Source organism: Mageeibacillus indolicus UPII9-5 (genome assembly GCF_000025225.2).
Lineage (GTDB): Bacteria > Bacillota > Clostridia > Saccharofermentanales > Fastidiosipilaceae > Mageeibacillus > Mageeibacillus indolicus.
Genome location: NC_013895.2, coordinates 1,379,260 through 1,394,224, shown reverse-complemented (window position 1 = coordinate 1,394,224; position 14,965 = coordinate 1,379,260). Strand labels below are relative to the sequence as shown.

The window sequence follows — 14,965 nt, the reverse complement described above, 5'->3', positions numbered from 1 at the left end:
AAATAGCTGCAGGAGATAAAAAACATGAACTTCGTGGTGTGGCTGATATGAATCTTGGTGACGTTAAGAACCATGATATTGATGCATTCGGTGATGCTTATGAATACCTCATGACAATGTATGCATCAAATGCAGGTAAATCAGGTGGTGAGTTCTTTACTCCTGCTGATGTATCAGAACTTCTTACAAGAATTGGTACAGTTGGTAAAACTGAAATTAATAAGGTTTATGATCCTGCCTGTTGGTTTCGTGTCATAATAGTGATAGAGGCAAATAGTTATGTAAATACAAGGAGTTCAAGATTTCTACCAAAGTTTAAAACTCAAAAAATAAATAGTTGATGTGCTGCTTAGAGTGATGATTACATTATAATTATTGTAAAGAGTAGACCAGTATAATGAGGGAGTAAAATGTCAAAAATCAATAAAGAGCAAATTTCTGCTAAGGGATTTTCAATTCAAGTTTATACTGAAGATTTTAAAAATGATTATATAAGTTTAACTGATATAGCAAAATATAAAAATACAGATGATCCAAGATTCGTTATTCAAAACTGGATGAGAAATAGGAACACTCTTGAATTTATAGGATTATGGGAAGCACTTAATAATCCAAATTTTAACCGTGTGCAATTCGACACATTTAGAAATGAAGCAGGTATAAAAGATTTACGATGACACCAAGCAAATAAATACGCAAATGAAGCAGATATGCTAAATGTTACTTTATTTAACCAAAAGGCTAAAGAGTGGCGTGTAGAAAATCCAGACTTGAAGGGGAATATGAGAGACTATGCAAGTATAAATGAGTTATTAGTGCTTGCAAATATGGAAAGCTATAATGCTGTTCCTATCGGTAAAGGTATGGATCAAAAAGAAAGAATGACAGAACTTAGAAAACTTGCTAGAACACAGTTGATGTCACTTGAAAAACTTGGTGATAGTAGTATTAAAAAATCAGAAGGAAAGAAATAATAATTTTCAAATAAAAAGCACATCAGTTAACAAATAAATATATATTTCTGGAGAAAGTAATGAATATTAAAGAAATTAATATTAATGATATTAATGATATTAATAAAGTTATTGACCTGTACATTAAATATTATAATAAAATTGAAAAGTCCTGTTGGACAGAAAAAACAGCTTTTAAAAGAATACATCAAGTATTATGATATGTACCCAGAAAACTTGAGAGTATTAAATAATTTCTGTAAAAAGCAGATGAAAGATTCCAATAGGTACTCCTGCGATATAAACTAATTAAAGGAGGCCGAAAAAATGGCAAGAAGCAAAAAAGAAAACATCCACAAAGTGAAAATGGCTGAAGGGAAGCGGAAAATCATCCAAGGACTTCTCCAAGAATACGAAATTCAAACGGCAAAAGAAATTCAAGAGGCACTAAAAGATCTAGTAGGCAGAACAGTCAAACAATAAATTTAACGTTAAGAAAAAATTGACAATATATAAAAATGGTGTTAGTATAAATAACAAAACAGAGAAAGGTGTGATAGCTTTGAAGGAAGTTCACATTTTAAATACATTAGAAGAAATAAATATAGTAAGTGATCCCATAAGGCTTAAAATAATTATGACATTAGGAGCTACACCTAAAACAGCCCAGGATTTGTCAGATGCTTTAGGAGTTAGTAGATCAAAAATCCACTACCACCTAAAAATATTGGAACAAAATGGAATTATAGAGGTTGTAGACACAGAACTAATAAATGGAATTACCCAAAAATATTTCCTACCAGTAGCCAAGGCTTTTATACCAAATAGCGAAATATTTAATAAAAATTTGGAAGAAAAACAATTCACTTTCAAAATACCGAGAAAAGACTACGAGTCTTTTGAAGAAGAATTAAATGAACTTATAAAAAAATATGAGAAGGATGACGGTAATTCCGAAAACTTTCAAGTACAAATATATAAATTATCGTAAAACCAGTAAGCAGAAGCTTGCTGGTTAAAAAATAAACAACTGTCAATAAAAACTAAACGTTAAATATAAGGAGTATGTTAAAAATGATTAAAAGTAAAGATTTTTATGTTCTGCTTTTAGGACGACTTATTACAAATTTTGGCGATAGCCTTTATGCTATTGCCTCTACTCTCTTGGTTTACCAGATGAGTGGGTCTACTGTATATTCAGGTATAACCCTATTTCTAACCTCATCAACAGCCGTTGTTCAATTACTTCTAAGTCCAATCTTGGATAAGATTAATATGAGGAAGTTTTTGATTCTTTCCCAACTTATACAAGCTATCTTAATATTGATTATTCCAGCCTTGTATTATTTTGAAAAACTAAATGTCTACCACATTATGGTTCTAATGCCAATAATTTCCTTGGTTAACCAGCTGGTTTATCCTGGACAGATATCTCTACTGCCTAAGATTCTTTCAGAAGAAGAACTTGTCACAGGAAATTCTTTTATGACGATGGCTTATCAAGGATCTAATGCAATATTTGACACCTTGGCAGGTTTTATCATATCTATATTTGGCTTTATGACAGCTTTTTATGCTGATAGCGCAAGTTTTATCTTGACTGGTCTTTTGTTTTGTCTCTTATCAATAAAGCTTAGTCATTATAATGAAAGAGAAAATAAAAAAGAAGGGTCTATAATTAAAAATCACTTCAAAGGACTTAAAGAAGGTCTGGACCTATTTAAGGATTCTAGGATTTTTGCCCTTGTCCTTGGAGTAGATTTTATAAATTTTTCTGCCACATCTATAAGTGCAGTCTTGCCAGCTTTTGCAAAAGATGAGATTTTTTATAGTCTTATGCTAGCAGGCATGGGTGCAGGAGTCCTTTTAGGATCTTTGTTTGCAGGTCTTCCAAAACTAAAGGAAGTATCATTAGGTAAACTTTATGTTTGTGGAATGATTTTAGTATCCTTAGCTTGGATATCCGTTTCCTACTTTGCTACAAATATTAAAGTTGCGGCCGCATTGTATGCTCTTGGTTGGTTTGTAGTTGGCATAGTTAATGTTTATGCCCAAACTATGGTTCAGATGATTGTCCCAAGTGAAAAAATCGGTTCTGCCATGGGTGCTATGGTTGGTATTTCGACCTTTATGGCACCACTTGGAGCCTTACTCGGTGGATACTTGGGAGAATATTTATCAAGTCCAAGGGCAATACTAATAGCAAGTTTAATTATCCTTTTAGTTTCGATTTACTGGGCTTTAAATAAAAATATCAGAAAACTTCCTGCTGTAAGTAATTTTCACGAGGTGTTTGATGTTGAGAAATAATAAATTAAAAATTACCTATGATGAAGCGAAAAAATGCATGCTAAATTTCTGTTTAGATTATATATGGTGTAAATATAGGAGTGGGTATGATTTATGATGCGAACTTAGAACAAAATGTTTGTTCGTTGGGTATAGTTCTAAATCCTGAGTATAGAAACAAAGGTTTGGGAACGCTTATACTTGAAGATTTAATTGAATTAGCTAAAAATTCATTGAATGTTACCTCAATTAAAGCAGATATAAATAATGAAAATTATAAGGCTCTTAATTTAGTAAAAAACTTTAATTTCAAATGCATAAAGGAAACGACCACATAGGAGCATTTCTACTCTTGTATGGTCGTTATTTCTTATGTTCACGCTTAAAGGCTTTCAGTAGGTTTTCTTTTTTAATCCCTTTCTGAACACTCCTTCGGTCATGCCTGTTTTTTTATTTTGCTGCGCATCTGGCATTAAGTTCGGCTAGATCTTGCTGCCATATTTCGGGATCGAGGTCACTCGGCATCGCGAAAGACCCGCGTGGCGACAGCGAGAGGTTGCCAGTTTTTGCTCCGTCGGGCATGCAATTGCGTTTAAACTGTTGGGTCAAAAAGCGGCGATAAAATGTATTTAACCAGTGTAAAATTTCTTCAGGTGTGTAAGGCTGGACATTATGAACGAACTGTTCAACCGCTGAAACTGCCGAATTCGCTGAATCCTTCGAGTTAGCTGAATCGGCGGCGGAGCTGGCTAAATCTGCTGTTTCTGGCGTGACGGGGCAAGGGGCATTGGCAGCAGTTTTCGCTCGCTTAAGGTAACCGCGTTCCTGTAACGTAGTGGCGCTGAAGCTGCCGCAGGCCAAGTTATAAAGTTCTTGCGGTTCGGTGCCGTACTTCAAGGTGTGATACAAGAAATAGTCGTGCAAGTCATAAGGGCCGGCCAGCTTTTCGGTGTGCTGCGCAATTGCTCCATCGTCCGAAGGCGGCAGCAATTCCGGGCTTACCGGAGTAGCCAAAATGGCTTTGAGGACATCGGCCAATTTGGGGGAGGTTGCGGGCTGATCTGCGATGCAAGCCAGAAAATATCTGATCATGGTTTTGGTGAAAGAGCCGTTTACCCCGTACATGCTCATGTGATCGCCATTATAGGTACACCAACCTAAAGCCAATTCGCTCAAGTCTCCGGTACCGATAACTGGGCCGTTATGCATGTTGGCAATATCCATCAAGATTTGGGTGCGTTCGCGTGCCTGCGCATTTTCGTAGGTAACACCGCGATCACCTTCCGGCAGGTCGATATCAGCAAAATGTTGTTTTACCGCTGCCTGAATGTTGATTTCTTTAAAGCTTGCGCCGACTGTTTCGATTAATTCACAAGCGTTTTTATATGTCTGATTGCTTGTTCCGAAACCGGGCAAAGTCAGGCAAATTATTTGTCGGCGAGGCAGACCTAACATGTCAAAGGCACGAGCTGTGATCAAAAGGGACAGGGTGGAGTCGAGACCCCCTGAGATGCCGAGGACGGCGGAGGTCGCTTTCAGGCGGCGCAGCCGTTCAGCCAAAGCCACGGCCTGGTTTTCTACGGCCTGCAAGGCGTCACCGCCGTAAAGTTCCTTGCTTTGGACGAATGGCCGGGGGTCAGGATAATTTTTACTTAGATCATGGCGGTGAGTAGGGTGCTGCATGGTAGAGGTACGGCCGGTTGTGTCTGTTTTCCCGGAACCCTCATTTTCATCATCCCAAAACTCAGTTGTATCATTGACAAACAGTGAGGCAGATCGCGGTGTGGCTGTCGAAGAAACGGCCGTCGGTGAAAATGTTGATTTTGCCGCGGCATAGCGCAAATAAAGCGGTTCTTTAAGATTGACCAAGGCCGAAGATTTAGCCAGATGATAAAACTCACCAAGGGCGACATCGGCCTGAGATCCGCTGCGGTTTGGCCAACCACGCACTCCGGCTTGGCGACAGGACTTTATCACTTCGCCGTTACAGGCGATGCAAGTTTCAGCGATAAAGAGATTATCCGCTGTCGACTCATAGCTTCCGGCATTGGCAGCTAGACAAATCGCCGAAGTTGCCACACTTTGAGCGGAGATCAACTCGGAGATGCTTCTTTGATCGGAAGATACAGGTATGGCCAAAAGATTGGCCAAAACGGTTGCCCCCTCAGCTGCCAGTCGTGTAGCCAAACTGTCGGTAAGCAAGGGTTGCCGGCCGACAATCACGCCTAGACGATAAGGCTCACCGTGACTTGTGTAAAAACGGAAGAGCTGTTGGCCGAAGGGAAAATGATATCCGTTCAAGCTTGCCGGCTCCAATGAGGTAACGGCGGACGGGTTTTTGAGTTGAGGCACAGCTCCTAAGATCTGCCCGCGACTTATAACGAAGGCAGTGCTGTACACAACATCATTAAACAAGAACGGAGCTCCGACTAAGGTCACCAGCTGCGGATAGTCAACCGAAGCTTGGGCGATTTCTTGCAGAGCCGCGGCTGAACCGGACAACAAACGATCTTGGGTCAGCAAGTCGCCGCAGGTTACTCCGGTCAAGCCGAGTTCCGGTGTGACTAGAATTTCAGCCCCCGTGTCATAGGCATAGCGCATTAAATCAATCAAAGTGCGAGCGTTATAAACCGGATTTGCCAGTTTAAAGCCGGGGGTTGCGGAAAATAGGTTAACATAATTTTTAAAATACATAAATCACCTGCTTACCTGAAGCCTGATGGAAAGGCTTGCTTTTATACGACAACTTATTATACCACTTTATGACGTAGTTGATTTAGCATATAATCTATTAATATTGACGATCAACGCAAAAAGTTCATGGAGAGTAGTCACGTGAAACAATCTTCTTTGCATAAAAATGCGGCTCTTAAAGCGATATTGAATATTTTTAATTTATTGGTTCCACTTTTAGTTGGCCCGTATGTAAATGCGTTGCTGGCCCCTGAACAACTTGGGCTGTATAACCGCGCTTTGGCGGAGTGTCAGATTTTTTATTTGCTTGGTTCTTTTGGCATTTATAATTTCGGGGTGCGGGAATTGAGTCGGGTCAGAGGCGATGCCGAGGCTGTACGCAGGACTTATTCGGCCCTTTTCCTATGGGGTATAATCACCAATGCAGTGGCGGGAATTTTATATGCTCTGTTTTTCTTGACCCGAGCTAACGTAAATGAGTGGCTCATGTATTCGGTTCTGTTTTTGCAGATATTTAGCAATGTTTTTTACGTTGAATTCATGAATGAGGCTACGGAGAACTACACTTTCATCACTTGGAAGACTATAGCAGTACGCGCTTTATACATGTTGGCGATTTTTGGCATCGTACGTTCTGCCGAAGACGGGGTGAAGTATGCTTTGGTCATTTCGGGGACGATTTTAGGAAATAATTTGGCAAGCTACTTTTATGTCAGACGAAAAGTTAAGCTGATTTGGCGCAATCTGAATTTGCGGCAGTATCTCTGGCCTTTATTTATATCTTTCCTTATCGTAAATGTTGAAGTGCTTTACGCACAGGCCGATCGAACCCTGCTTGCACCGTACGGATCTTATTTGGGCAATAAAGGGGATGTGCTGGTCACTTTGTATACCTTGCCGTTTACCTTAATTGGAATGTTGGCATCGGTCCCCACCGCTTTGCTGTCGGTTGCTTTGCCGCGGTTGTCAAATATGCTGGGGCAAAATGATAAAGCCGGTTATTCCTATACTTTACAAAATATAACCGAGTATTTTTTTGCCATGCTGGTTCCGCTGTGTTTCGGGGTGGCTGCGGTAGCCGAAGAGGTGATGCGTATTTATACTGGTGACGTTTACACCTATGGTTGGCCGATATTGGTTCTTGCCTCGTTCGGTCGGCTGATATACGGGGGCCAATTTATTATTTCCAGCCTGATTCTTTATTTGCATAAGCAGGAAAAAAAGATGGCGTTGCTGTTGCTAGCAGGTGGGATATTAAATCTTATACTGAAAGCTGGCCTCATAATGACATCGGCTCTTACCCCGCTTACGGCCATGGCGGCGACGTTGGCGGCGGTAGTGGTTTATATCGGTGCGGCGCAGTGTCTGATCAGAAAAGAAATGCAGCTGGAATGGCATCTTTTTACGAAACGGACCGTCGGCTATTGTTTGGCGGCGGCGACATTTTTCCCCTTGCACTATTTCTGGCAGCGAATTGACTTTAACTATTATCTGAGATTGCTGGGCGTGGTAGTCAGTTGTGTTGTCGTCTACGCTGCATATCTTTTGGTGACTCGTGACGGCTTAATTAGTTTTTTACTGACTGGTAAACGCCGGCAATGATAAGGCACAAGCTTCGAATTCTATGCGTGTATCGTTGCCGTTTGCTCAGTTGGAAATGTGCATGATCTAAGGGTGAAGGGACAAATTTGGAGTTGAACGCAAGCAAGCCTATCTTTGCTCGGCGGACTGCTGAACAGAAGATAGGCTTGGGTTATAAGCATTGGAAGAGTCGCGATCTACTTGTCAATCGGCAAATCAGACTTGTCAACTGACTTTTCAACCGGCAACTCAGTTTTATCCTTAAAGAACCATTTTAATTTTGTTTCAGAAATAAATATAGCGACAATAATCGCTATACAGCCAATAGCGGCGGTAAGATTCAAACTCTCGATGCGCAACATGACTGGGAACACAACGCCGAAAACGGATTCTGAACCCAAGATAATAGCAGCTTGTGAAGCCGGACAATATTTTTGCCCAACATTTTGCAACAGCAAGGCGATGGTGGTGCAGAAAACGGCCAAATAGATTAATTGCCCTAATGATGAGGTAGAAAAAACCAGCTTGCTGTGATCTTCAAAGCATAATGTCACAATCCAAGACAGGATTCCGGCGACACTGAACTGAATAATCGTAAGTGCAATCGGGTCACGATCCGTGCTTAATTTACTGATTGCCACAATGTGAGCCGCGTAAAGGAAGCTGCTAGCCACAGCAATCGTGTCGCCAATCAGCATGATTCCGGCCGGGATATTATTCGCTGTGGTAATCGCGCTGCCAGCTTGGCCAACCAAAATCACGCCGACAACGCAAATGACAGCGGCAACTAAATTAAACTTATCCGGCCGTACTCGTGTTATGGCCCACATTAAGAAAGGAACAATAACACAGTAAATGGCCGCGAGAATACTGCTCCGCCCCGGGGTGGTAAAATTAACCGCCAAGGTCTGGAGAAAATAGGCACCGAAGAGAAAGAGGCCGATTATAATGCCACTGCGCCAAGTGTCGGCTTTTACTGCTAACAAGCGTTTGTGAAAAATTATTGCCAAGAGAACAGCGGCAACGGTAAAGCGAAATCCGAGAATAAATGCAGATGGGAAACTGGCTGTCGCACTTCCGACGACAGTCATGGAAGTTCCCCAGAGAAAAGCTACCAAAAGTAAACCCAGCTTGGCAGCGCCGATAATACGACGGTTGGTCATTAAATTGGCCTTCTTTCTTGGTTAGTTTATTTTACAATAAAAATTATTGTTTATTATTGTTTGCGCGGCTTTTTCCTGCCGGCGGTTCCGGATTTGGTGACAATCTTTTTGCTAGGCGTAATGGCCGGAGCGTCCGAAGAAATGTCCATCGGAATAAGACGGTCAGCATGTGCCTTACCGGTTATGCGAGCGAGCCATTCATGGGCATCAGCTAAGTTGAGCGGAATGATCGTTTCTTCATGGTATTGAGACAATTCGCCTCCGTTGACAAGAAGAAAATACTCCTTGATTTTGCCACCCTTTTCAAACATTATTTCTTCAAAGCCATAAGGATCGCCGAAAAAACTTACAGTCTGGCGTCCAACTTCATGAGCGGTGGCGGTATCATAGATTCGATTATTAAGTTTTACACGCATAATTGCCCTCCTTATCATTTTGCGTAAAAACCGATGATAGAAAAAAAGCCTTGTAAACAAGACTTTTATGGCGCCTCGGACAGGAATCGAACCCGTATCAACAGCTCCGGAAACTGTCGCCTTATCCATTAGGCCACCGAGGCAACTGTTTCTATTATACACGGAACCTATGTAACACTCAAGCTAAAAATATTGATTTGACTACGTCAAATTACTGAAGGTTTTGGAAGCCTGAGAACTGATAGATAAACCTATATCAGGCAGCAAAGCTTGATGGTTCAAAGTCGGATAGTTCAAAGCCTGATGGTTCAAAGCTTGATAATTCAAAGTCTGATAGTTTCATGAAAAAAGAATGTCATTCAGCTCTTTTTCTTATATTTCAACCATTAAATACTCATGAGCTATTTTTTGCTCTTTTTTAAGGCCGTACAAGTATTAAACCATAATATTCCTTTGATGACATATTGGCAGGTTGGATAGGCGAAAATATATTTTACGGGGCATTCACTTGAACTGGCCGTCTGAACTGGCCGTCTGAACTGGCCGTCTGAACTAGCCGTCTGACCTAGCCGTCTGAACCAGCCGTCTGAGCTGGCCGTCTGAACTGGCCGTCTGACCTAGCCGTCTGAACCAGCCGTCTGAACCAGCCGTCTGAGCTGGCCGTCTGAACTGGCCGTCTGAACTAGCCGCTTGAACTAGCCGTCTGAACTAGCCGATTGAACTGGCCGTCTGAACTGGCCGTCTGAACTAGACGCTTGAACTGGCCGTCTGAACTGGCCGTCTGAAATAGCCACTTGAACTGGCCGTCTGAACTAGCCGCTTGAACTAGCCGTCTGAACTAGCCGATTGAACTGGCCGTCTGAACTGGCCGTCTGAACTAGCCGATTGAACTGGCCGTCTGAACCAGCCGTCTGAACTAGCCGCTTGAACTGGCCGTCTTACCTAGCCGTCTGAACCAGCCGCTTGAACTGGCCGTCTGAACTGGCCGTCTGAACTAGACGTCTGAAGCAACGGTCGTAGTAGTCGGCCGAAACGAGCAGCCCGGTATGTGTAAAAAAATAATCAGGAAGCTCTTGACAGTTGAATAGTTGTTCAACTATTCTATGAATAGAGCGACAAAAAGGAAAGCAGGTGCCTTATGGCTACAAAAGTAGAAAATAATGCAAAGACGCTGCAGGCAAGAAACAAAGGCCAGGCAGCAAATACATCCCACCCCAAAGCACACATAGCGACGTGTGGCTCGCACGATACCCACAACATTGCGGTAGCGGCGGCGAAAGCAAATTTGCCGGAGGAACAGATGGTGATCCGCCTAAGCGACTTTTATAAAGTTTTTGGTGATCCTACTCGTTTAAAAATTTTGTTCGCTTTGGAAAGTCGTGAACTTTGTGTCTGCGATTTGGCACAAATTCTACAAATGACCAAGTCGGCCGTTTCACATCAGCTGAAAATATTACGTCAAACAGAATTGGTTAATTTCAAAAAATTGGGCCGCAGCGTATTTTACAGGCTGTCGGACGCTCATATTCAAGGCATACTAGATCAAGGTGCCGATCACATCAATGAGTTTGGCAATTGAAGTAATAGCTTTGAGAGCTTGCCGGTAAGGCGGAAATTGAAACAGATCCGCCACTGGTACTGATATGAAGGGAAATTTTGTCAACGTGCGGCCGGAACATCTTGGCGAACTGAAATTCGGCAGCAATATGGAGGAACAATGAGCAAACAATTTAAATTATCTACCGGTGGGAAAAAACATTTTGTTTTTAAACTGGACGGTTTAAACTGCGCGGAATGCGCCGGCAAAATTCAACATGCTTTGCTGAACAGGAAAGATGTTATAACGGCATTCATTACGATTCCGGAATTTCGGCTGCATCTCGAAGTGGCAGGTGACGAGGATTGGCTACAAATATGCCAGTCTACAGCGGAAATTTTTGAGGACGGCATAACGGTGCGCTTGGCGAACCCCGAGGACGACGAAAGCGGAGCCATCTCCGCTGCAGTCATGGCGCGTGTGATGGAACGAGTAGGGTACATACGTCTCGATCGGCACAAATTCGCTGAATTCTGTGCGGCTCGAAAATTGACGTGGCGTACAAATCATGCCGCCAAACTTTGGCCGACGAACCACAAGCTTCATTTACCCAGCAAAATTTCTGCCACCACAGTCAAATCGAAAAATCCAGTCGACGGCGAGACAGCACTTCGCAGTACTCGAAACGATTCGGCTGAGAACGCGGGCACGGCAGCAGAACTTAGCTCCAGTGGAAAATCGGCGAAGTTGGCGGCACAACTGCGCAAATTTCCACAAGCTTGGCGGGAATATTGGTCGTTGGGGGCCTGGCCTCGCCTGATTACTGTAGCCCTGCTCTTGATAATCGCCCATGCTTTTTCCCCGGCCTACCAGATTTTTTCCTTAGCGGCTTGGTTGTTTTCTGCGTTGCCTTTAGCCAAAAAAATGCTTAAACAATGGCGGCATGGCTATTTTTTTGATGAAATTTCTCTGATGTCAATTGCCTCGCTCGGAGCGATGATTCTGAACGAGAGGTTGGAAGCGGTTGCCGTACTTTTCTTCTATGAAATCGGCGAATTGTTGCAAGGACGGGCCGTACGTAAGGCCGGTATGGCCATGCAGGCTGTGCGTTCGCTGCGCCCTAATTTAACGCGACTAGTTAAAGATGACGGTACGACGGTGCTTTGTCCGACCGCATCCGTTGAAGTCGGATCAATTATTGAAGTGCATGTCGGTGAGTCAGTACCGTTGGACGCGATCAATCAGGAAACCGAAAGTTTGGTGGATCAGCAAGCGTTAACCGGTGAAAGCCGACCGCAAAATATCCCCGCCGGCCAAGTAGTGGCGGCCGGAAGTATCGTGCAAAACGAGAGCTTATGGCTGAAGGTGGTAGCTCCTGATGCCGAATCAGCGATAAGCCGCCTGATTGCACTGACCGAGCGCAACCGTCTCGCCAAAGCCCCGACTGAACGTTTGATAACTTCTTTTGCAAACTATTACACCCCGATTGCGGTGATATTGGCGGTGATATTGGCGGTTGTCCCACCGCTGTTTACTGGTGGCAACTTTTCTTACTGGATCCATCAAGCGTTGACGATCTTGGTATTGGCTTGCCCGTGTGCCATTGTTATTTCGGTGCCGTTAGCCTATGTTGCGGCGATAGGCCGTGCGGCCAAGACTGGGGTTTTAGTTAAGGGTGGCAAATTTCTAGATGCACTAAGACGCGCTGATACGGTGTTGTTTGATAAAACGGGAACATTGACGACCGGAAAATTTGTCATTAGAAATATTACCATGCTGACTGATCCGGCCAAGGCGATAGCACATGGTGTGGTTGATGGAAAAACTGTTTTGCGGGTTGCTGCGTTACTTGAACAGTATTCGACCCATCCGCTGGCCAATCCGATAATGGTTGCTGCCGGAAAGGCGGGCGTTGCTCCTCAGCCGGAAGATGCTATCAGCGTGCGCGAAGTGGCTGGCATTGGTGTAAGCGGGGTCTGGGAAGGGGCGGAATGGCAACTGGGTAGTGCCGAACGTCATGGCCTCAAAACTCGTATGTTGAGTTACACGGAAAGTGGAGACACGGTTTTGCTGCTCACCCGGGACAAAGAGCCGATAGCTGCCTTCAATTTGACAGATGAGGTTCGTCCGGATGCGAAGCCGGTGATTGAACAGTTGCATAAGTCAGGTATAAAAAAAGTGTGTATTATGAGCGGTGACCGTTCGTCTGCGGTACGTAAAGTTGCGAAAGATTTAGCGGTTGACGAATGGCATGCTCAGCTGTTGCCGGAAGGAAAGACGGAGCTTTTGCGTAACAAGTTACGGGAAGAGGCCAAAGTCATTTATCTCGGTGACGGTATAAATGATGCTCCGGCCTTAGCTCTGGCGCAGGTAGGAATAGCAATGGGGCCAGGGGCGACCGATGCGGCCACTGAAGCGGCCGATGTGGTTTTTATGCAGGATAAATTGGTCAAGTTGCCGTTTTTGATAAAACTGGCCGGACGTGTTAAGAAAATCGCATGGCAAAATATCATTTTGAGCTTAGGCATGAAACTTATCCTCTTCGTTTACGGCTTTTTTGCCCCGCTGCCTTTGTGGTTAGCGATCATTGGCGATGTCGGGATGGCCTTGGCGGCTATTGCCAATTCCGTACGGCTAAGTTACGCTGAAAGGGCTGAATGAACGTAATTTACGGTTCAAATTTCTGATATCTGGGAGTTGTTCTCATGCCGCTGAATTTTTCGGAAGTGTATTACACTGATCCTTATTGTGCGAAAATAAAAACTGAAATATCTTGGATAGTTCCGGCATATGAGGTCGCTGCGAGGGGGGAAAACAGGTTAAACGGCTGGTATGTTCTGCTTACGCGGACTAATTTTTTCCCGGGCGGCGGAGGGCAGCCGGCGGATCGGGGATGGCTTTGCTTCGATGATAAGAAAATTAAAATCCTAGCGGCTGAGTCGGTTCGGCTGGGCAGGGATAATTGCTCCACTGATAGCAGCTGCAGTTATGATAGGGACAACGCCCCCGCCAACGGCTCTGACTGCGAAAAACTTGATCCAGCCGAAAATGATTTGACTACGGCGTACCTTTTGCCACAGAGCTTTTTGACGGAATTAGGCGTAACAAGTGAAAAGAGTTTGCTAGGCCGCGCGGTTGATTTGGAGATTGATTGGCAACGACGCTATGACTTTATGCAGCAACACAGTGCTGAACATCTTTTTTCCGGTTTAGCCAAGCGCGAATTCGGTTGTGATAACGTCGGTTTTCACTTGAGTGAAACGGTGATGACCATGGACCTGAACAAAAATTTGGGCGAAAAAGACTTGCAGAAATTAGAAAGAGCGGCTAATGCCATAGTTTGGGAACGCCGAGCTACAAAAGCAACTGTTTATCCGAGTGTAGATGTGATTGAAATTGATTTCCGTCAAAAAAAGGCCTTGCCGGGTAAAGTTCGCATTTTGGAAATTCCCGGAGCCGACTGTTGTGCCTGTTGTGGACTGCATGTCGCCAACACTGTGGAAATCGGTATGGTGAAAGTCTTGAGCGCGGAAAAACATCGTGGTGGGATAAGGGTGTTTTTGGCGGCCGGACAACGGCTTTACGACCATTTGAGCAGAGAACATGAAATTTTGGCGGAAATCTGTCGTCAATATTCGGCTAATCTGACGAACTTAAAAGATAAGCTGGCTGCCGTAGCAATTAAGGGGGAAACGGCGGAGAAGCAGCTGGTACAAATAAAAGAACGTGAGCTGGAAACTCTGGCGCAAGTAAGCCGGCGGCAGGCGGTTGCGGTGCTGCGAGCGGCTGCGGCTGAGGCAAGGTCGGTTGTGGGAGAAACTACAAATGAGGTGGTAAATGAAAAGCCACGAATTTTTTTGCTGACCCGCCGAGGTAGCGGTGGTAGCTGTGGCGCAGCGGTTATTTTGCCGACAGGAGTCGCACCGGGCGATTTGCGCCGTGCCATTAATATTTTTTCCGCTGCAGGCTTTGAATTTGTGTTGGCCGGTTGCCATCCTGATGCGCAGACCTTGGTTTACAGTATTGCCGGCGGTAATGGCGATGCAACAGCAAAAATTGATTTTACGGAGTGGCAAAAGGTGCTGAAACGGCGGTTTGATGCCAAGGGTGGCGGCCGAGCTGATTATGTTCAGGGGCAAATTCTTTGGCAGCAGTTGGCAATGAACCGATCCGCTGGAGATGGGGTCGGCGAATTTTCCGCGACTGCCGCAAACGCCGCGACTGCCGCGGGCCGGGGAGCGGTTGAACAAAAAAAGAACCCCTACACAGAATTGTGGGAGGCTCTCAGTTTGGAACTTATTGGTATAATTTAAATGTTCGATGCGGCAGTCC

Annotated in this window: 14 protein-coding genes, 1 tRNA gene and 1 pseudogene; 12 read left to right on the top strand and 4 right to left on the bottom strand. The window is 44.1% G+C overall.

Features of this window, described 5'->3' with window-relative positions; all coding sequences use genetic code 11:
• Nucleotides 1–29: 29 nt before the first annotated feature.
• The 8 genes and pseudogenes from HMPREF0868_RS06145 to HMPREF0868_RS06125 form a co-directional block, all read left to right on the top strand.
• A pseudogene (locus HMPREF0868_RS06145) lies at nucleotides 30–341 on the top strand (N-6 DNA methylase); the annotation flags it as partial.
• 69 nt (nucleotides 342–410) lie between these two features.
• Nucleotides 411–677, top strand: coding sequence for a KilA-N domain-containing protein (locus HMPREF0868_RS08840; RefSeq protein ID WP_012993860.1), 267 nt, complete (start codon nucleotides 411–413; stop codon nucleotides 675–677).
• Between the two features lie 33 nt (nucleotides 678–710).
• Entirely contained in the window at nucleotides 711–974 is a 264-nt protein-coding gene (locus tag HMPREF0868_RS08835; RefSeq protein WP_012993859.1) for a hypothetical protein, read from the top strand.
• Between the two features lie 59 nt (nucleotides 975–1,033).
• Nucleotides 1,034–1,174 carry a hypothetical protein gene (locus tag HMPREF0868_RS08480; protein ID WP_012993858.1) on the top strand — a complete coding sequence of 47 codons (141 nt, stop codon included), beginning with the start codon at nucleotides 1,034–1,036 and terminating at the stop codon, nucleotides 1,172–1,174.
• 106 nt (nucleotides 1,175–1,280) lie between these two features.
• Entirely contained in the window at nucleotides 1,281–1,436 is a 156-nt protein-coding gene (locus tag HMPREF0868_RS08560) for a hypothetical protein (RefSeq protein WP_012993857.1), read from the top strand.
• Nucleotides 1,437–1,455: 19 nt separating this feature from the next.
• Nucleotides 1,456–1,944 (top strand): ArsR/SmtB family transcription factor, encoded by a 489-nt coding sequence (locus HMPREF0868_RS06135; protein ID WP_198300174.1) that lies wholly within the window; start codon nucleotides 1,456–1,458, stop codon nucleotides 1,942–1,944.
• Nucleotides 1,945–2,027: 83 nt separating this feature from the next.
• The gene (locus tag HMPREF0868_RS06130) at nucleotides 2,028–3,263 is read left to right on the top strand and encodes an MFS transporter (protein WP_198300173.1); all 1,236 of its coding nucleotides are present in this window, start codon (nucleotides 2,028–2,030) and stop codon (nucleotides 3,261–3,263) included.
• Between the two features lie 80 nt (nucleotides 3,264–3,343).
• Nucleotides 3,344–3,580, top strand: a complete 237-nt coding sequence (locus HMPREF0868_RS06125) for a GNAT family N-acetyltransferase (RefSeq protein ID WP_276324396.1) — start codon at nucleotides 3,344–3,346, stop codon at nucleotides 3,578–3,580.
• Between the two features lie 112 nt (nucleotides 3,581–3,692).
• Here HMPREF0868_RS06125 and nadE read toward each other — a convergent pair whose 3' ends face one another.
• The gene (gene nadE / locus HMPREF0868_RS08700) at nucleotides 3,693–5,936 is read right to left on the bottom strand and encodes an NAD(+) synthase (protein ID WP_012993853.1); all 2,244 of its coding nucleotides are present in this window, start codon (nucleotides 5,934–5,936) and stop codon (nucleotides 3,693–3,695) included.
• A 141-nt stretch (nucleotides 5,937–6,077) separates the two neighbouring features.
• On the opposite strand from nadE, the gene HMPREF0868_RS06115 reads away from it, so the two are divergent.
• Nucleotides 6,078–7,538: an oligosaccharide flippase family protein gene (locus tag HMPREF0868_RS06115; RefSeq protein ID WP_012993852.1), complete on the top strand. Its 1,461-nt coding sequence runs from the start codon at nucleotides 6,078–6,080 to the stop codon at nucleotides 7,536–7,538.
• Nucleotides 7,539–7,714: 176 nt separating this feature from the next.
• Here HMPREF0868_RS06115 and HMPREF0868_RS06110 read toward each other — a convergent pair whose 3' ends face one another.
• The 3 genes from HMPREF0868_RS06110 to HMPREF0868_RS06100 form a co-directional block, all read right to left on the bottom strand.
• Nucleotides 7,715–8,680 (bottom strand): DMT family transporter, encoded by a 966-nt coding sequence (locus tag HMPREF0868_RS06110; RefSeq protein ID WP_012993851.1) that lies wholly within the window; start codon nucleotides 8,678–8,680, stop codon nucleotides 7,715–7,717.
• A gap of 53 nt (nucleotides 8,681–8,733) precedes the next feature.
• Nucleotides 8,734–9,096 (bottom strand): hypothetical protein, encoded by a 363-nt coding sequence (locus HMPREF0868_RS06105; protein WP_012993850.1) that lies wholly within the window; start codon nucleotides 9,094–9,096, stop codon nucleotides 8,734–8,736.
• 68 nt (nucleotides 9,097–9,164) lie between these two features.
• Nucleotides 9,165–9,239: transfer RNA gene (locus HMPREF0868_RS06100), tRNA-Arg, on the bottom strand.
• 995 nt (nucleotides 9,240–10,234) lie between these two features.
• Here HMPREF0868_RS06100 and HMPREF0868_RS06095 point away from each other — a divergent pair.
• The 3 genes from HMPREF0868_RS06095 (at nucleotide 10,235) to HMPREF0868_RS08050 (ending at nucleotide 14,946) form a co-directional block, all read left to right on the top strand.
• Entirely contained in the window at nucleotides 10,235–10,675 is a 441-nt protein-coding gene (locus tag HMPREF0868_RS06095) for an ArsR/SmtB family transcription factor (protein ID WP_012993849.1), read from the top strand.
• Nucleotides 10,676–10,813: 138 nt separating this feature from the next.
• Nucleotides 10,814–13,294: a heavy metal translocating P-type ATPase gene (locus tag HMPREF0868_RS06090; protein ID WP_012993848.1), complete on the top strand. Its 2,481-nt coding sequence runs from the start codon at nucleotides 10,814–10,816 to the stop codon at nucleotides 13,292–13,294.
• A gap of 44 nt (nucleotides 13,295–13,338) precedes the next feature.
• Complete coding sequence (locus tag HMPREF0868_RS08050) at nucleotides 13,339–14,946, top strand: alanyl-tRNA editing protein (protein ID WP_012993847.1); 1,608 nt, start codon at nucleotides 13,339–13,341, stop codon at nucleotides 14,944–14,946.
• The last annotated feature ends 19 nt before the right edge of the window (nucleotides 14,947–14,965 follow it).